Raw genomic sequence first — 17489 nt, 5'->3', positions numbered from 1 at the left:
AGTGCCCGTGCGGCTCGCCCGAAGGTACGTCCCGGGGAGCCTCGCGTGTCAGTGCCGGGGCATAGACTTCGACGCTGACCACCAGACTGTCCGCCTGCCCGTCGCCGAGTGTCCACCCGCCACCCGACCACCCCTCTGGACGGGGCGCTCCGCGCCGCAGCATTCATCCTCGGAGGCCGAACCGTGTCGAAGACGCCGTTCACGCACCTGCACGTCCACACCCAGTACTCCCTGCTGGACGGTGCCGCGCGGCTGAAGGACATGTTCAACGCCTGCAACGAGATGGGCATGAGCCACATCGCCATGTCCGACCACGGCAACCTGCACGGCGCGTACGACTTCTTCCACACCGCGCAGAAGGCCGGAGTCACCCCGATCATCGGGATCGAGGCCTATGTCGCGCCCGAGTCGCGGCGCACCAAGCGCAAGATCCAGTGGGGTCAGCCGCACCAGAAGCGGGACGACGTCTCCGGTTCGGGCGGTTACACCCACAAGACCATCTGGGCGGTCGACAGCACGGGCCTGCACAACCTCTTCCGGCTCTCCTCCGACGCGTACGCGGAGGGCTGGCTGCAGAAGTGGCCCCGGATGGACAAGGAGACCATCTCCAAGTGGTCCACCGGGCTGGTCGCCTCCACCGGCTGCCCCTCCGGCGAGGTCCAGACCAGGCTGCGCCTCGGCCACTTCGACGAGGCGCTGAAGGCGGCCGCCGACTACCAGGACATCTTCGGCAAGGAGCGGTACTTCCTGGAGCTGATGGACCACGGCATCGAGATCGAGCGCCGGGTCCGTGACGGGCTGCTGGAGATCGGGAAGAAACTCGGCATCCCGCCCCTGGTGACCAACGACTCGCACTACACGTACGCGAACGAGGCGACCGCCCACGACGCACTGCTGTGCATCCAGACCGGCAAGAACCTCTCCGACCCCGACCGCTTCCGGTTCGACGGCACCGGCTACTACCTCAAGTCCACCGACGAGATGTACGCCATCGACTCCTCCGACGCCTGGCAGCAGGGCTGCGCCAACACCAGGCTGATCGCCGACATGGTCGACACCACGGGCATGTTCGAGAAGCGCGACCTCATGCCCAAGTTCGATATCCCTGAGGGATACACCGAGGTCAGCTGGTTCCGTGAGGAAACCATGCGCGGCATGGAGCGCCGCTTCCCGGGCGGCATCCCGGACGACCGCATGAAGCAGGTCGAGTACGAGATGGACACCATCATCTCGATGGGCTTCCCCGGGTACTTCCTCGTCGTCGCCGACTTCATCATGTGGGCCAAGAAGCAGGGCATCGCGGTCGGCCCCGGCCGCGGCTCCGCGGCCGGCTCGATCGTGGCGTACGCCATGGGCATCACCGACCTCGACCCGATCCCGCACGGCCTGATCTTCGAGCGGTTCCTCAACCCCGAACGCGTCTCCATGCCCGACGTCGACATCGACTTCGACGAGCGCAGGCGCGTCGAGGTGATCCGGTACGTGACGGAGAAGTACGGCGCCGACAAGGTCGCCATGATCGGCACCTACGGCAAGATCAAGGCGAAGAACGCCATCAAGGACTCCGCGCGCGTACTGGGCTACCCGTACGCCATGGGCGACCGGCTCACCAAGGCCATGCCCGCCGACGTCCTCGGCAAGGGCATCGACCTCGACGGCATCACCAACCCCTCGCACCCGCGCTACAACGAGGCCGGCGAGATCCGCGCGATGTACGAGAACGAGCCGGACGTGAAGAAGGTCATCGACACCGCCAAGGGCGTCGAGGGCCTCGTGCGGCAGATGGGCGTGCACGCGGCCGGCGTGATCATGTCCAGCGAACCCATCGTCGACCACGCCCCGCTCTGGACGCGGCACACCGACGGCGTGACCATCACACAGTGGGACTACCCCCAGTGCGAGTCGCTCGGCCTCCTGAAGATGGACTTCCTGGGCCTGCGCAACCTCACGATCATGGACGACGCCATCAAGATGGTGAAGGCCAACAAGGGCATCGACCTGGAGATGCTCGCCCTCCCGCTGGACGACCCCAAGACCTTCGAACTGCTCTGCCGCGGTGACACCCTCGGCGTCTTCCAGTTCGACGGCGGCCCGATGCGCTCGCTGCTCCGCCAGATGCAGCCCGACAACTTCGAGGACATCTCCGCCGTCTCGGCCCTCTACCGGCCGGGCCCGATGGGCATGAACTCGCACATCAACTACGCGGAGCGCAAGAACGGCCGCCAGGAGATCACACCGATCCACAAGGAGCTGGAGGAGCCGCTCCGGGAGGTGCTGTCGGTCACCTACGGCCTGATCGTCTACCAGGAGCAGGTACAGAAGGCCGCCCAGATCATCGCGGGCTACTCGCTCGGCGAGGCCGACATCCTCCGCCGCGTGATGGGCAAGAAGAAGCCCGACGAGCTGGCGAAGAACTTCGTCCTCTTCCAGGAGGGCGCCCGCGGGAACGGCTACAGCGACGAGGCGATCCAGGCCCTGTGGGACGTACTGGTCCCCTTCGCCGGCTACGCGTTCAACAAGGCCCACTCCGCCGCGTACGGACTGGTGTCGTACTGGACCGGCTACCTCAAGGCGAACTACCCGGCCGAGTACATGGCCGCGCTGCTCACCTCGGTCAAGGACGACAAGGACAAGTCGGCCGTCTACCTCAACGAGTGCCGCCGCATGGGCATCAAGGTGCTCCCGCCGAACGTCAACGAGTCGGAGTCGAACTTCGCCGCGCAGGGCGACGACGTGATCCTCTTCGGCCTGTCCGCGGTCCGCAACGTCGGCACCAACGTCGTCGAGTCGATCATCAAGAGCCGCAAGGCCAAGGGGAAGTACGACTCCTTCCCGGACTACCTCGACAAGGTCGAGGCGGTCGTCTGCAACAAGCGGACCACCGAGTCGCTGATCAAGGCGGGCGCCTTCGACTCCATGGGGCACACCCGCAAGGGCCTCACCGCCCAGTACGAGCCGATGATCGACAACGTGGTCGCGGTCAAGCGCAAGGAGGCCGAGGGACAGTTCGACCTCTTCGGCGGCATGGGCGAGGAGGAGACCAGCGAGCCCGGCTTCGGCCTCGACGTCACCTTCACCGACGACGAGTGGGACAAGACCTACCTGCTCGCGCAGGAGCGGGAGATGCTCGGACTGTACGTCTCCGACCACCCGCTGTTCGGGCTGGAGCACGTCCTGTCCGACAAGGCCGACGCGGGCATCTCCCAGCTCACCGGCGGCGACTTCGGCGACGGCGCGGTGGTCACCATCGGCGGCATCATCTCCGGCCTCCAGCGCAAGATGACCAAGCAGGGCAACGCCTGGGCGATCGCCACCGTGGAAGACCTCGCCGGGTCCATCGAGTGCATGTTCTTCCCCGCGACCTACCAGCTCGTCTCGACCCAACTCGTCGAGGACGCCGTGGTGTTCGTCAAGGGCCGGCTCGACAAGCGCGAGGACGTGCCGCGGTTGGTCGCCATGGAGCTCCAGGTGCCGGACCTGTCCAACGCGGGCACCAACGCGCCCGTCGTGCTCACCATCCCGGCGACCAGGGTCACCCCCCCGATGGTCAGCCGCCTCGGCGAGATCCTCGGCCACCACAAGGGCGACAGCGAGGTCCGCATCAAACTCCAGGGGCCGACGAAGACGACGGTGCTGCGCCTGGACCGGCACCGGGTGAAGCCGGACCCCGCCCTGTTCGGCGACCTCAAGGTCCTCCTCGGCCCGTCCTGCCTGGCGGGCTGACCGGCCCGGCGGATCGCGGGCCGGGCGACCGGCGAGACGGCCGAGACCGACGGCCAAGAGGGGTGCGCCCGGTGACGGGCACACCCCTCTGCACATGCCGTGCGCGTGGCTCACAAGTCCACCGCGCGGGCGTCAGTTGTGGCCGAAGCGCTTCTCCCTGCCCTTGCGGGCGACATCTCCGGGCGTGATCTGCGGGCCGTGCTGCTCGGTCTGCGGCTCCGCCGAGGGATGCTGCGCCGTCTGCTGGGCGCGTGCGGTCTGCGGCTGCTTTCGTTCACGGTTCTTGTTCTTGGCCATGGTGATGCCTCCTGTGGGGATGTAGGGCCCCTCGTTCGGATCCCGCCGGGCTCGCGGGGCCCGGCCCGATCCGAACGAGGCACCCTGGTTCCAGGACCGGGACCAGACTCACATGGCGGAAGGATCGTCGCATGTCGGACAATTACCGTGTGTGACAGGGTGAGTCGGCGAAGGAAGTGTGGAAACGCCACGCCGAAGATCGAGTTCGGGCCGTTAACCCCGGCGTGGTCGGGCAGACTCGAAGCAAGCCCGAAGCAAACCTCCCGGAAAGAGGGTGGATCGCGTGGACCGCTGCATCGTCCTGGTGGACGCCGGGTATCTGCTGGGGGCCGCCGCCAGTCTCCTCGCCGGGGAGCCCTCGCGGTCCCGGATCACCGTCGATCACGCCGCCCTCATCCAGGGGTTGCGCGACCGGGCCGAGTCCGACACGGGCCGGCCCCTGTTGCGCATCTACTGGTTCGACGGCGCCCCGGACCGGGTGCCGCAGCCCGAGCACCGCCGGCTTCGGGTCATGCCCAGGGTCACCGTCCGGCTGGGCGCGCTCACCCGCAGCGACGGCCGTTGGGCGCAGAAGGGCGTCGACGCCGCCATGCACGCCGAGTTGACCGAGCTGGCCCGCAACCGCGCCTGTTCCGACATCGTCCTGGTCACCGGCGACGGCGACCTGCTGCCCGGCATGATGGCGGCCAAGGAGCACGGTGTCGCCGTCCACCTGTGGGCCGTCCAGGCCGCCGACGGCGACTACAACCAGTCCGAGGACCTGGTCGCCGAGGCCGACGAACGCCGGGTGCTGGACCGTGCCTGGATCACCAAGGCGGTGCGCGCCAAGGAGGACCATTCCGGCGTGTGCGCGCCGCCCCCCGCCGCACGCTCCGAGATCGCCGCGATCCTCTCCGCCCCGCTGCCGGAGTCCGCGCCCGCCCCGGGGGAGGAACCGGCCGCCCAGGAGCCGCCGCACCCGGCCGCCGCCGGACACAACGGCACCGGCGAGCGGACGCCCGCCGCCAAGGGCGTACCCACGCCCAAGGACCTGGCGGCCCTGCGCGCTCCCGGCCCCCCGCACCCCCACCCGCCGCAGTCCGCCACCCTGCGCTGGTCCTCCGACAAGGGCTGGGTCGACCGGCCCGTCGCCGAGCCCCTCGAGGCGGCCTCCATGCCGACGCTCGCCCAGCTGACCACGGCGGAGCAGCGGTGGGCCGACCGCGAGGAGGACATCACCACGGTCGGCGGGGACCCCTTCGAGGTGGGACAGGTCTTCGCCCGCCGCTGGGTGGAGCGGCTGGGGGACCAGGGCGGCCTCCAGAAGCTGTCCGGCATGTACCCCCGCATCCCGCACCGCGTCGACGGCGAGCTGCTGCGCTACGCCGCCCGCTTCGGCCTGCTCGCCCACAAGGACGACCAGATCGACGAACGCGACCGGTACGCCATCCGGGCGGGCTTCTGGCGCGAGCTGGACGCGCGTACGGGGACGGACCGTGCCCCGGTCGGGGACTGACCCCGATGCCCGGGCCGGGCGCTGACCGTGCGGCGCCGCCGCGTACGGCCCCGCGCCGGGACGGGCCGGCGCCTTGCGGGGGGCTCGTCGTTCCACCGGCGGATCCGGGGCGGTCGGCCGACCCGGAAGTGGAACGGGGGCGCGGACCCCGTAGTCTCGTGCCTTGTGAGTACGCGCGCGGTACAGGCATTCCGGCACGACGGTGACACCGTGTGCGTGGTGCGCGGGCTGACCAAGACCTATCCGGCGGCCCGAGGACGCCGCGGAGTGCCGGCGACCCCCGAGATCCGGGCCACCGACGACGTCGCGCTCGACGTCCGGCGCGGTGAGATCTTCGGACTGCTCGGGCCGAACGGTGCCGGCAAGTCCACCCTCGTACGCCAGCTCACCGGACTGATGCGGCCCGACCGCGGCAGCGTCCACATCCTCGGCCACGACATCGTGCGCCACCCCGAGCGGGCCGCGAGGATCCTCGCCTACCTCGGGCAGGAGTCCACCGCCCTCGACGAGCTGACCGTGTCGCTCGCCGTCGAGACCACCGCGCGGCTGCGCGGCCTCGACGCGAAGCGGGCGTGCGCGGAGCGGGACGACGTCCTCGACGAACTCGGGCTCGCCCCGATCGCCGCGCGCCCCCTGAAGAAGCTGTCCGGCGGCCAGCGCCGGCTGGCCTGTTTCGCCGCCTCGCTGGTCGGCGAGCGGCCCCTGCTGGTGCTCGACGAACCCACCGTCGGCATGGACCCGATCGCGCGGCGCGCGGTGTGGTCCGCCGTCGACCGACGCCGGGCCGAGCAGGGCGCCACCGTGCTGCTGGTCACCCACAACGTCATCGAGGCCGAGACCGTGCTCGACCGGGTCGCCGTGCTCGACCAGGGCCGGGTGATCGCCTGCGACAGCCCGTCCGGACTGAAGGAACAGGTCGCGGGCGAGGTCCGGGTCGACCTGGTGTGGCGCGAGACGGCCCCCCTGCACGTACCGGAGGTCGCCGCGCTCCAGGACCGCGCCGTCGAGTCCGGCCGCCGCTGGACACTGCGGCTCGGGCCGGAGGAGGCCCGTGCCGTCGTCGCCACGGTCACCGGCGGCGCCGCCTTCGCCGCCCTGGACGACTTCACGCTCACCACGCCCACTCTGGAGGACGTGTACCTGGCGCTGGGCGGTGCCGTACGGCAGGGGCTGGTGAAGGCATGAACGGCGGGCCCCTGAGTGCGCCGGGCGCCGCATCCGTACGGAACAGGACGACTGCCGGAATGGATCCGGGCGAACCTCCGAGCGAAGGGGAGCAGCGCGACGTGAGTGTCGTACCCGCCGATGTCCTGCCGGGCGCCGTCCTGGCCGTGGAGGAGACCGCGCCGCAGCCGGCCGTGCTCGGCCCCCGGGCGCGGCTGTGGCCGTCGCTGGCGGCCGTGTACCGGGCGCAGCTCTCCCGGGCGCGGGTGGCGCGGATCCCGCTGCTGTTCGTGGCGACCTTCCAGTCCGTCGGGATCATGATCCTGATGCGCGGGGTCGTGGACGGCGGCTCGGAGGCACGGGCGGTGGTGGCCGGATCGGCCGTCCTGGTCGTCGCCTTCGTCGCGCTCAACCTGCTCGCGCAGTACTTCGGACAGCTGCGGGCCAGCGGTGGACTCGACCACTACGCGACGCTGCCGGTCCCGCCGGCCGCGGTGGTGCTGGGCGCGGCCGGCGCCTACGCCTCGTTCACCGTGCCGGGGACGGTGGTGACGGCGGCCTTCGGATGCGTCCTGTTCGGACTGCCGCTGACGCATCTGTGGGTGCTGGCCGCCGTGATCCCGCTGTCGGGTGCCGCGCTCGCCGGGCTGGGGGCCGCCCTGGGGCTGCTCGCGCCGCGTCCCGAGTTCGCCACGCTGCTCGGCCAGCTCGGCATGTCGGCCGCGCTGCTGCTGGGCGTGCTGCCGGCGGAACGGATGCCGGAGGCGGTACGCGTCGTCCGGGACCTGCTGCCGTCGACGTACGGTGTCGAGGCCCTCGCGCGGACCTTCGCGCCGCATCCCGACTGGGCACTGGTCCTCGGCGACCTCGCGGTGTGCGGGGTGGTCGGAGTGTTCTCGCTGGCCGTGGCGGCCTGGGCGTACCGCAGGGCAGCCGTCCGCTGACCCGTACGGCGCCCCGTTCGGTGACGTGTCGGTGACCTGTCCGTGTCACGCCGCACAGCCGGGCCTGGCACGATGTCAGGGTGAGCGCACCTCTGACACCACCACCGCCTCCGCATGAGCACTCCCCGCACGGCGGGTGGCAGGCACCGTCCGCCGGGCAGGTGGCCGCCGCCTCCGCCGACGGGCCGGCCACGGAAGTCCCGGACGCCGGGTCCGCCGGGCACGGTGACCGGGCAGGGTACGGCTGGTACGAACAGGACGGCCCCGGGATGAAGACGGAACTGCGCGAGGCCGCCGTGACCGTGGTGGCGGTGGCGCTCGGCGGGGTGCTGCTCGGGGTGCTGTGGTGGTGGCTGGCGCCGCGGGTCCCGCTGGTGGGCGACGTCGCGGGCGACAACTGGGTCGTCTACCTCAAGGACACCGAGGGCGAGCAGGCCATCGGCGTGGACGGGACGTTCGCGCTGCTCGCGCTGGCGTTCGGCGCGGTGAGCGCGCTCGCCGTGTTCCTCGCGCGGCGGCGCGGGGGTGTGCCGCTGGTGGTGGCGCTCGGGGTCGGCGGGCTACTCGGATCACTGCTGGCGTGGCGGCTCGGGGTGTGGCTCGGGCCCGCCCAGGACGTCATCGCCCAGGCGAGGGACGCCGGCAAGGGCGTGACGTTCGACGCGCCGCTGAAGCTGAGCGCCAAAGGGGCGCTGCTGGCCTGGCCGTTCGCAGGGCTGGTCGTCCACCTGGGCCTGACCGCGCTGTTCGGCCCCCGTGACCCCGACCCCGATCCCGGCCCCTACCCCTACCCGCCGGCCGACCCGTACGTCCCGCAGCCGCCGCACGGCGGATTCCCGGGGCCGTAGGGCCTGCCCTACGGCCCCGGCCCGGTTGCGGTGTCAGGCCGGGCGCCTGCCATGGTTCGCGCGGCCCTTCCTGGTGCGCCACTTGCGTTTGCGTGTTCTCTTCGACATACCTTTTCTGATTAACCGAAGAGGCGGGGTTTGTCGAGGGGCGCCGGCTGCTTGCCGGGAGCGTGCGCGAGGGCGGTTCGACTCGGTGGTGTGAGGGGCGGCTCGCGGGCTCGCGGTGTCCGGGCTTGTGGGCTTGCGGTGTCGTGGACCCGTCCGGGTCGACGTGAGCGTGCGGTCCGGGACGCCGGGCACGGCATCGGCGAGCGGGGAGCCGGTTTCACCGGAGTGCCGGTCCGGGGTCTCCCCGTAGCCTCTGGTCGTCCTCATGCGGCTGGGTCACGCAGGGGACCGGCTTCCCGGGCCCGGACCACGTACGGATGCGCGTCGCCGCCCCGGGATCGGGTACCGCCCCGGGGTCGGGCACCGATCCGGGGTCGGGTACGCCAGGGGGCCTGGGGCACCTCCCACGCCCTTGAGGCGGCGAGGGAACGCCCAGGACCGCTCGGGGCGTGCGGCCGGAGCAGCCCCCGCTCTTGCTCGGAGCAGCCCCGGGCCGGATCGGGCAGCCCTGCTCTCGCTCGGAGCAGCCCCGCTCCTGCCCGGTCCGGTCCTGCTGCCCGGTCCGGTCCTGCTGCCCGGTCCGGTCCGGTCCGGTCCGGTTCTGCCCTGCCCGGTTCTGCCCTGCCCGGTCCGGTCCAGTCCTGCCCGGTCCTGCTGCCCGCTCCTGCCCGGTCCGGAGGAACGGTCAGGCACGCCCGATCGGGGCGAGTACCGCCGAGGTCAGCTCGGCCAGGTCGGCGGGGGAGAGTTCGACCTCCAGACCGCGACGGCCGGCCGAGACACAGATCGTCTCGTGCAGGCCGGCCGAGTCGTCCAGCACCGTACGCAGCCGCTTGCGCTGGCCAAGGGGCGAGATACCGCCCCGGACGTAGCCCGTGGTGCGTTCCGCCAGGGCGGGGTCGGCCATCGCCGCCCGTTTGCCGCCGACCGCCGCCGCCAGGCCCTTCAGATCCAGCTGTCCCGCCACCGGGACCACCGCCACCGTCAGCGCGCCGTCGACGTCCGCCACCAGCGTCTTGAAGACCCGGTCGGGGGAGACGCCCATCGCCTCGGCCGCCTCCTCGCCGTAGGACGGGTGGGAGGGGTCGTGGTCGTAGGAGTGGACGGTGAACGGCACCCCGGCCGTGGTGAGTGCCACCGTCGCGGGCGTACCGCCCGACTGTTGTTTCTTCGGCTTCTTCGCCATCCCGGCCCCGTTCCTGTCCCCGTGCTCGGTCCCGTTCCCGTCCCGCTCAGGGAAGTCGTACGGTCGTGCGTCAGTTGAGGTGCGTCGGCCCGCGGGTCAGCTCCGACGACGGCAGCGACGGCAGGTTGCGGATGATGGCCGTCTCCGTGCGAAGGAGTTTCAGCTCGTCGCGGAGCCGGGACGCGGTGTCCGGCGCCTGGAGCAGACGCTGCTTCGTCGGCGTGTCGAGCATCATCGCGGCGGCGACCAGATAGGACACGACCCCCGGCTCGTCCGGCAGGTCCGCGCCGGTCGCCAGCGACCGCTCCCGCGCCCCCGCCAGCTGCTTCTGGTACTGGCGGAACGCCCGCAGCACCCCCTCGGCGAGCGCCCCCGCCTCCTCGCCGGGCGCCTCGAGCACCGGCTCCAGCTCGGCCGTCAGGAACGGCCCGGAGGCATCGACCGACAGCAGCCGTGCCCGCGTCGTCCCCGTCGCGAGCACCTCGAAGGTGCCGTCGGCCCGCTCCCGGATCGTCGCCGCGTCGGCCACACAGCCCACCTTGTGGAAGGACCGGAGCGGGTCGGGGCCGAAGCCCGCCGCGGGGCCCAGCTCGGGTACGGCCGTCGGGTCCGGGATGCCGGGGGCGCTCGGGGCGACCTCGTGGCCGTCGCGGATCGTCACGACGGCGAACCGGCGCGGCTCGTCCTCCGGTCTCTTCAGAAGCTCGCGCATCATGGCGCGATAGCGCTCCTCGAAGATGTTCAGCGGAAGCACGAGCCCGGGGAACAGCACCGAGTTCAGGGGAAAGAGCGGGAGCCGGGCGGTGGTCACGACGTAAAAGCCTAATGGTCGCCGGAACGGGCCCGGCGGCCCCGTTCACTCCGTGGATGCCGGGAGCCCGTGGCGGGGCCGGCGGACACCGCCTCGTACAGGCTCCGGCGCACCTCCAGGAACCGGCCGAGGGGATCCTCCGCCTCCCGGTCCCAGGGCGTGGAAGTGGCGTACGGGCCGGTGAGCCGCAGCTGCTCCAGGGCCTCCGGCCGGCGCTCCAGGCGCAGCAGGACGTACGCCAGAAGGTTACGCAGGCAGGCCGGCCGGGGGTGGGCCGCCGGAAGCCGGGCGGACAGGGTCAGAGCGCGGTCGGCCGCCGCGTCGAGCCGCTCGCGCGGCACCTCGGGGCCGCCGCCGTCGGTGATGTACCCGAAGGCGGCCCGCAGCGGCAGGGACTGCGTGAATGAGTCGTCCGGCGCGTCCTGCGCGGCCTGGTCGGCGAAGTCGAAGCACTCGAGGTGTGCGCCGTGCCAGGAGGACGACAGGTAGCGCAGGGCCGCCACGTGGCAGCCGTAGTGGTGCGGGGCGCGGCGGACCGCGGCCTCCCACAGCTCCTGGAAGTACCGGTGCCCGGCCCGGGCGCCGCGGGCGTGGTCCAGGGCGAGCCGCCACGGCACCGGGTCACGGTGGTCGGCCCACGCGGCGGCCGTGATCAGCGGGCTCACCTCGCGCAACAGTTCGACACGGGCCGGTGAGTCCCAAGCGTGGTGCACCGCCCGCTGGGCGTCCACGAGCAGCCCGTCGGGGTTGTGCGGGTCGTGGGCGCGCCAGGTGTCCAGCCACTCGGGGCGCGAGCGGGCGAAGACGGCCAACCGGCGCACGTACCGGTCGCGGTGCTCCCACGCCCCGCGGTGCCGGGTGGCGGCGAGCAGGCCGACGGCGGGCGCGGGGTCGCCGGCCGCGGCCCCGACCAGGACCGGGCCCAGCATCTCGTCGGGGACGTCGAGCAGCACCTCGGCGTCCGCGGACAGCACGAGGACGCCGGGCCGGACGGTGCCCGACGGCTTTTCTCGCACCCGGGACACACGGGTGAACGCGTGCAGCAGAGCCATGGTGTCGACCATTGAAAGACCGCAGGTCACAGCGGCGCCAGACCCTTCACGGAAGTCACGGAAGGTTGTACGCCCTTCGTTCAAGGCCGGGTAAAAAAAGGAGCCGGGCCCTCCGGGGCCGGGGAGCTGTCGGTTACCGCTGGTCAGGTGTGGACCGGGCGCAGGGCCGGGCCGGTCAGCCGCGGCGCAGGGTCCGGGTCGCGCCCGCCGCCACCGTCGTGGCGAGGATCCAGCCGAGCAGGACGAGGGCGGCCGCGAGCCACTGCCAGCCGCCACGCAGTTGCCAGAACCCCACCTGGCCCAGGTCGATCACCGGCAGCAGCAGGTCCAGGACGAAGAGGGCCGGGTCCCATGCCGGATGCTCGTCGCTCTTGATCGGCGGATGGTACGCGTGTGCGAACGCCAGCGAGCCGCCCGCCCACAGCACCGCCATCCACACCGCGGCGCGCCCCGGCCGGTAACCGTAGGCGACCGTCCAGTCCTGGGCGTAGCCCCACAGCTTGGCCGCCAGGGGGAGGCTCTCGCGACGCCCGCGCTGCTTGGCGAGCAGCACCTCGCGGGCGTCCTCCTCCTCGCCGCCCGCCCGCAGCACGGCGGCCAGCCGCTCATACGGCTCCGGGGCGTACTCGGCGCTCGCCGCGGCCACCCACTCCAGCCGCTCCGCCAGCGGGAACGGTCCGCGCGGCACGAGATTCTCGTAGGCGAAGCCGTCCATGTGCAGCCGGCCCGGCCCCGGCCAGCTGTCCGCCCGGTCCATCAGGTTGACCACCCGCGCTCCCGACAGAGTCACCCGCCCGCGGGCCGGCCGCTCCCCGAGGAACCGCAGCTCCGGAGTCTGCACCCGACGCAGCGACAGCTCCTGATCATCGGTCAGGGTGAACCGGGCCCGCTCGAAGTCGACCGCGTCCCCGAACCGCCCGTCGTCCAGCCGCACCCCGCCCTGGCACTCGAACCGTTGGATCCGCGTCCCGCGCGCCGGTGTCATTCCGCTCCGCGCCTGGGCGCCGATCCCCGCGGGCGTCAGATACAGCGACCGCTCGACGGTCAGCTGCGGCGCGTTCAACGCGAGCCGGGCGGACGGGTTGACCAGCCGGGCCCCGCGCAGATTCACCGAGACGCCTATCGTCGCGCCGCGCAGGCTCAGTTCGCCGTGCGACTCCAGCAGCTCGGCCTGGAGGTCCTGGCCGACCGTCATGCCGTCCGCGGCTATCGACCGGCCGCTGCGGTCGCGGTGCACGACCGCCTGGTTGAGCAGCAGATCCGTGCCGATCCGGGCGTCGGTCAGCCGTATGCCCCCCAGGAACCGGCAGCGCGGCAGGTGCAGATCGCCCTCGGTCTGCAACCGGGCCGCCTCCAGCCGCGGCACCGAGCAGTCCACCAGCCGCACCGTCGTGAATCGGGCCTCCGGCAGCAGCACGTCCCGCTCGAAACGGCAGTCGCGCATCTCCACGTACGGCACCACCGTGCCGCCCGCGAGGTCCAGCGCGCCGCTGATCAGCACCCCGACCAGCTTCAGAGAGGAGACCCGGCCGGCCAGCGCGGGCGGACCGTCCAGCAGGAGCCAGCACACGACCCGCGCCCGGACCGTCCGCCCGAGGCCCCAGGGATGCCCTCCGTGCGGATCGTCGACGACGGAGTCCCCGCTGCTCAGGTCGTACACGCTGCCGTTGCGGAAGGCCTGCCACATGCCGGCCTCCGTCGCCGTCAGATCGGCCGGCACCTCACCGGTGCGCCGTGCCTCCCGCTCGGTCACGGTCCTCCCCTCCTTCCCCGGATACTCGTGAGTTCGTCACTTCGTACAACTCGTACGCGTACAACGGTTCTGCCCAGCGAGTGACACGTCGAACACAGAAAGTAAGAAAAATCTTTCGAATGTGCACAATGAGTTACCGAGGGGGTCGCGTATCAGCCACTGGAACGCCCGCACGGCGTCCGGCGCGGGTCTGAGAGAATTGGACACGTGCTGCAACATTCCTTCCTGGCCCGAATCGATCTGCGCGGCGACGTCCTCCCCGAGGGCCCCGCCCTGCGCGACCTGCTGCCCCGAGCCGACTTCGACGTCGCGGCCGCCTTGGAGAAGGTGCGGCCCATCTGCGAGGACGTGCATCATCGGGGCGACGCGGCACTGATCGACTTCGCCGAACGGTTCGACGGCGTGCGCCTGGAATCCGTCCGGGTCCCGGCGCGGGCGCTCACCGACGCGCTGGAACGGCTGGACCCGGCCGTGCGCGCGGCCCTGGAGGAGTCCATCCGCCGCGCCCGGCTCGTACACCGCGCCCAGCGCCGCGAGACCCACGTCACCCAGGTCGTCCCCGGCGGCACCGTCACCGAGAAGTGGGTGCCGGTCGACCGCGTGGGCCTGTACGCGCCCGGCGGGCGGTCCGTGTACCCGTCCTCCGTGATCATGAACGTGGTCCCGGCCCAGGAGGCCGGCGTCGAGTCGATCGCCCTGGCCTCCCCGGCGCAGAAGGAGTTCGGCGGACTGCCGCACCCGACGATCCTCGCCGCGTGCGCCCTGCTCGGCGTCGACGAGGTGTACGCCGCGGGCGGCGCCACCGCCGTCGCCATGTTCGCGTACGGCACCGAGTCCTGCCCGCCCGCACCCATGGTCACCGGCCCCGGCAACATCTGGGTCGCCGCCGCCAAGCGCTACTTCACCGGCCGCATCGGCATCGACGCCGAAGCGGGACCGACCGAGATCGCGATCCTCGCCGACGACACGGCCGACCCGGTGCACGTCGCCTCCGACCTGATCAGCCAGGCCGAGCACGACCCACTGGCCGCCGCCGTCCTGGTCACCGACTCCGCCGCTCTCGCGGACGCGGTGGAGAAGGAACTGGAACCGCAGGTCAAGGCCACCAAACACATCGACGACCGGATCGTCCCGGCACTGGTCGGCCGGCAGTCCGCGATCGTCCTCGTCGACGGCCTCGACGAGGGCCTGCGCGTGGTCGACGCCTACGGCGCCGAGCACCTGGAGATCCAGACCGCCGACGCCGCGGCGCTCGCCGGCCGGGTGCGCAACGCCGGCGCGATCTTCGTCGGCCCCTGGTCCCCGGTCTCCCTCGGCGACTACGCCGCCGGCTCCAACCACGTCCTGCCCACCGGCGGCTGCGCCTGCCACTCCTCGGGCCTGTCCGTCCAGTCCTTCCTGCGCGGCATCCACATCGTCGACTACACCGAGGACGCGCTGGCCGACGTCGCGCACCACGTGGTCACGCTCGCCGAGGCGGAGGACCTGCCCGCGCACGGCGCGGCGATCAAGGCGAGGTTCGGCTGGAAGGTACCCGAGAACAAGTGAACGCCATCAACACCACCGACCCCGTGAACGTCACCATCGACGACCTCCCCGTACGCGACGAGCTGCGCGGCAAGTCCCCCTACGGCGCGCCCCAACTGGACGTCCCCGTACGGCTCAACACCAACGAGAATCCCTACCCGCTGCCCGAACCGCTGGTCGAGCGGATCGCCGAGCGGGTCCGCCAGGCCGCCCGCCACCTCAACCGCTACCCCGACCGGGACGCGGTCGAGCTGCGCACCCGGCTGGCCGAATACCTGACGAAGACCGGCGGCCACCCCGTCGGCCCCGAGAACGTCTGGGCCGCCAACGGCTCCAACGAGGTCATCCAGCAACTGCTGCAGACCTTCGGCGGGCCCGGCCGCACGGCCATCGGCTTCGAGCCCTCGTACTCGATGCACGGACTCATCGCGCGCGGCACCGGCACCGGCTGGGTCTCCGGCCCCCGGGGCGAGGACTTCACCATCGACCTGCCCGCCGCCGGGAAGGCGATCGCCGAGCACCGCCCGGACGTCGTCTTCGTCACCACCCCCAACAACCCCACCGGCACCGCGGTCCCCGCCGAGACCGTCCTCGCCCTGTACGAGGCCGCGCAGGCGGCCGGGCCGTCGATGGTGGTCGTGGACGAGGCGTACATCGAGTTCAGTCACGGCGCCTCCCTGCTGCCGCTGATCGAGGGCCGCCCGAACCTCGTCGTCTCCCGCACCATGTCGAAGGCGTTCGGCGCGGCGGGACTGCGCCTCGGCTACCTCGCCGCGCACCCGGCCGTCGTGGACGCCGTGCAGCTCGTCCGCCTGCCCTACCACCTGTCCGCCGTCACCCAGGCGACCGCGCTGGCCGCCCTGGAACACACGGACACGCTGCTGAAGTACGTCGAACAGCTGAAGCGGGAACGGGACCGGCTGGTCACCGCACTGCGTACCCTCGGCTACGACGTCACCGAGTCCGACGCGAACTTCGTCCAGTTCGGCACGTTCGCGGACTCCCACGTGGTCTGGCAGAAGATCCTCGACCGGGGCGTCCTGGTGCGGGACAACGGCGTACCGGGATGGCTGCGGGTCACCGCGGGCACCCCGGCCGAGAACGACGCGTTCCTCGACGCGGTCGGTGAACTGGTCAGCTACGTGGGGGCCACCCCCACACCCCCGAAGGAGCAGAGCGCATGAGCCGCGTAGGACGCGTCCAGCGGACGACGAAGGAGACATCGGTTCTCGTCGAGATCGACCTCGACGGCACCGGCAAGACGGAGATCTCCACCGGGGTCGGTTTCTACGACCACATGCTCGACCAGATCGGCCGGCACGGTCTGTTCGACCTGACCGTGAAGACCGAGGGCGACCTTCACATCGACTCCCACCACACCATCGAGGACACCGCCCTCGCCCTCGGCGCCGCCTTCAAGCAGGCCCTCGGCGACAAGGTGGGCATCTACCGCTTCGGCAACTGCACGGTCCCCCTGGACGAGTCCCTCGCCCAGGTCACCGTCGACCTGTCCGGCCGCCCCTACCTCGTGCACACCGAGCCCGAGAAGATGGCGCCGATGATCGGCGAGTACGACACCACGATGACCCGGCACATCCTGGAGTCCTTCGTCGCCCAGGCCCAGGTCGCGCTGCACGTGCACGTGCCGTACGGACGCAACGCGCACCACATCGTCGAGTGCCAGTTCAAGGCGCTGGCCCGGGCCCTGCGGTACGCGTCCGAGCGCGACCCCCGCGCGGTGGGCATCCTGCCCTCCACGAAGGGCGCCCTGTAAGGATGAACGGGCTGTCCACCGTACTGATCGTCGTCGGACTGTTCCTCGTCGGCGGCGTCGTCTCGTTCGCCAAGCAGAAGTTGCCCAAGGGGGTGATCGCGGTGCTCGCCATCGGCGCCGCGATGTGCCTGGCCGCGGGCATCCTCCGGCTGGAGGTGTGACCGTGAGCACCACCAAACGGGTCGTGGTCTTCGACTACGGCTTCGGCAACGTCCGCTCCGCCGAGCGCGCCCTCGCCCGCGCGGGCGCCGACGTGGAGATAACTCGCGACTTCGACACCGCCATGAACGCCGACGGGCTGCTGGTTCCCGGCGTCGGCGCCTTCGCGGCCTGCATGAAGGGCCTCAAGGAGGCGCGCGGCGACTGGATCATCGGCCGCCGGCTGTCCGGCGGCCGGCCCGTCATGGGCATCTGCGTCGGCATGCAGATCCTGTTCGCCCGCGGCATCGAGCACGGCGTCGAGACCGAGGGCATGGACGAATGGCCCGGCTCGGTGGAGCCGCTGCAGGCCGACATCGTGCCCCACATGGGCTGGAACACCGTCGACGCGGCGACCGGCACCGAACTCTTCGCCGGCCTGGACGCGGACGCCCGCTTCTACTTCGTGCACTCCTACGCCGTCCACGACTGGTCCCTCCAGGTGGACAACCCGGTGATGCGGGCGCCCAGGGTCACCTGGTCCACCCACGGCAAGCCGTTCGTCGCCGCCGTGGAGAACGGCCCCCTGTGGGCGACGCAGTTCCACCCCGAGAAGTCCGGCGACGCCGGAGCCCAGCTCCTCACCAACTGGATCGGAACCCTGTAGCG

The 17489-nt window shown here is 71.6% G+C and carries 15 protein-coding genes; 10 read left to right on the top strand and 5 right to left on the bottom strand.

Annotated elements, in window-relative coordinates; translation table 11 throughout:
* Positions 1 to 183 precede the first annotated feature (183 nt).
* The gene (dnaE, locus tag V4Y04_RS08560) at positions 184 to 3723 is read left to right on the top strand and encodes a DNA polymerase III subunit alpha (protein WP_332426759.1); all 3540 of its coding nucleotides are present in this window, start codon (positions 184 to 186) and stop codon (positions 3721 to 3723) included.
* A gap of 132 nt (positions 3724 to 3855) precedes the next feature.
* Here dnaE and V4Y04_RS08555 read toward each other — a convergent pair whose 3' ends face one another.
* Positions 3856 to 4020 carry a hypothetical protein gene (locus V4Y04_RS08555; protein WP_095534346.1) on the bottom strand — a complete coding sequence of 55 codons (165 nt, stop codon included), beginning with the start codon at positions 4018 to 4020 and terminating at the stop codon, positions 3856 to 3858.
* 283 nt (positions 4021 to 4303) lie between these two features.
* Between V4Y04_RS08555 and V4Y04_RS08550 the strand changes: the two genes are divergently transcribed.
* The 4 genes from V4Y04_RS08550 (at position 4304) to V4Y04_RS08535 (ending at position 8471) form a co-directional block, all read left to right on the top strand.
* Positions 4304 to 5515: an NYN domain-containing protein gene (locus V4Y04_RS08550; protein WP_332426756.1), complete on the top strand. Its 1212-nt coding sequence runs from the start codon at positions 4304 to 4306 to the stop codon at positions 5513 to 5515.
* Positions 5516 to 5725: 210 nt separating this feature from the next.
* The gene (locus tag V4Y04_RS08545) at positions 5726 to 6700 is read left to right on the top strand and encodes an ABC transporter ATP-binding protein (RefSeq protein ID WP_332432760.1); all 975 of its coding nucleotides are present in this window, start codon (positions 5726 to 5728) and stop codon (positions 6698 to 6700) included.
* A gap of 101 nt (positions 6701 to 6801) precedes the next feature.
* Complete coding sequence (locus V4Y04_RS08540) at positions 6802 to 7623, top strand: ABC transporter permease (protein ID WP_332426755.1); 822 nt, start codon at positions 6802 to 6804, stop codon at positions 7621 to 7623.
* 80 nt (positions 7624 to 7703) lie between these two features.
* Positions 7704 to 8471: an AAA family ATPase gene (locus tag V4Y04_RS08535; RefSeq protein ID WP_332426754.1), complete on the top strand. Its 768-nt coding sequence runs from the start codon at positions 7704 to 7706 to the stop codon at positions 8469 to 8471.
* Between the two features lie 793 nt (positions 8472 to 9264).
* On the opposite strand, the gene ybaK is transcribed toward V4Y04_RS08535, so the two are convergent.
* From ybaK to V4Y04_RS08515, 4 genes are all read right to left on the bottom strand, one after another.
* Positions 9265 to 9765, bottom strand: coding sequence for a Cys-tRNA(Pro) deacylase (ybaK, locus tag V4Y04_RS08530; protein WP_332426752.1), 501 nt, complete (start codon positions 9763 to 9765; stop codon positions 9265 to 9267).
* A gap of 70 nt (positions 9766 to 9835) precedes the next feature.
* Positions 9836 to 10576 carry an LON peptidase substrate-binding domain-containing protein gene (locus V4Y04_RS08525; RefSeq protein ID WP_332426750.1) on the bottom strand — a complete coding sequence of 247 codons (741 nt, stop codon included), beginning with the start codon at positions 10574 to 10576 and terminating at the stop codon, positions 9836 to 9838.
* 11 nt (positions 10577 to 10587) lie between these two features.
* Complete coding sequence (locus V4Y04_RS08520) at positions 10588 to 11640, bottom strand: hypothetical protein (protein ID WP_332426748.1); 1053 nt, start codon at positions 11638 to 11640, stop codon at positions 10588 to 10590.
* Positions 11641 to 11803: 163 nt separating this feature from the next.
* On the bottom strand, positions 11804 to 13381 hold the full coding sequence (locus tag V4Y04_RS08515) for an oxidoreductase (RefSeq protein WP_332426747.1): 1578 nt from the start codon (positions 13379 to 13381) through the stop codon (positions 11804 to 11806).
* 225 nt (positions 13382 to 13606) lie between these two features.
* Between V4Y04_RS08515 and hisD the strand changes: the two genes are divergently transcribed.
* From hisD to hisH, 5 genes are read left to right on the top strand one after another with little or no spacing between them, the layout of a single operon-like run.
* Complete coding sequence (hisD, locus tag V4Y04_RS08510) at positions 13607 to 14929, top strand: histidinol dehydrogenase (RefSeq protein ID WP_332432759.1); 1323 nt, start codon at positions 13607 to 13609, stop codon at positions 14927 to 14929.
* A gap of 23 nt (positions 14930 to 14952) precedes the next feature.
* Positions 14953 to 16092 (top strand): histidinol-phosphate transaminase, encoded by a 1140-nt coding sequence (locus V4Y04_RS08505; protein WP_332432758.1) that lies wholly within the window; start codon positions 14953 to 14955, stop codon positions 16090 to 16092.
* Positions 16089 to 16682 carry an imidazoleglycerol-phosphate dehydratase HisB gene (gene hisB, locus V4Y04_RS08500; RefSeq protein ID WP_332426745.1) on the top strand — a complete coding sequence of 198 codons (594 nt, stop codon included), beginning with the start codon at positions 16089 to 16091 and terminating at the stop codon, positions 16680 to 16682. The genes V4Y04_RS08505 and hisB overlap by 4 nt, the downstream gene beginning before the upstream one ends.
* Before the next feature lie 2 nt (positions 16683 to 16684).
* Complete coding sequence (locus V4Y04_RS08495; protein WP_332426744.1) at positions 16685 to 16843, top strand: hypothetical protein; 159 nt, start codon at positions 16685 to 16687, stop codon at positions 16841 to 16843.
* A complete protein-coding gene (hisH, locus tag V4Y04_RS08490; protein WP_332426743.1) occupies positions 16840 to 17487 on the top strand; it encodes an imidazole glycerol phosphate synthase subunit HisH in 648 nt (215 codons plus the stop codon). The genes V4Y04_RS08495 and hisH overlap by 4 nt, the downstream gene beginning before the upstream one ends.
* The last annotated feature ends 2 nt before the right edge of the window (positions 17488 to 17489 follow it).

Origin of the sequence: Streptomyces sp. P9-A2 (assembly GCF_036634175.1) — a bacterium.
Classification (GTDB): Bacteria; Actinomycetota; Actinomycetes; order Streptomycetales; family Streptomycetaceae; genus Streptomyces; species Streptomyces pratens.
The sequence above is the reverse complement of the archived record's forward strand: the minus strand, read 5'-3'. Positions and strand labels throughout refer to the sequence as shown.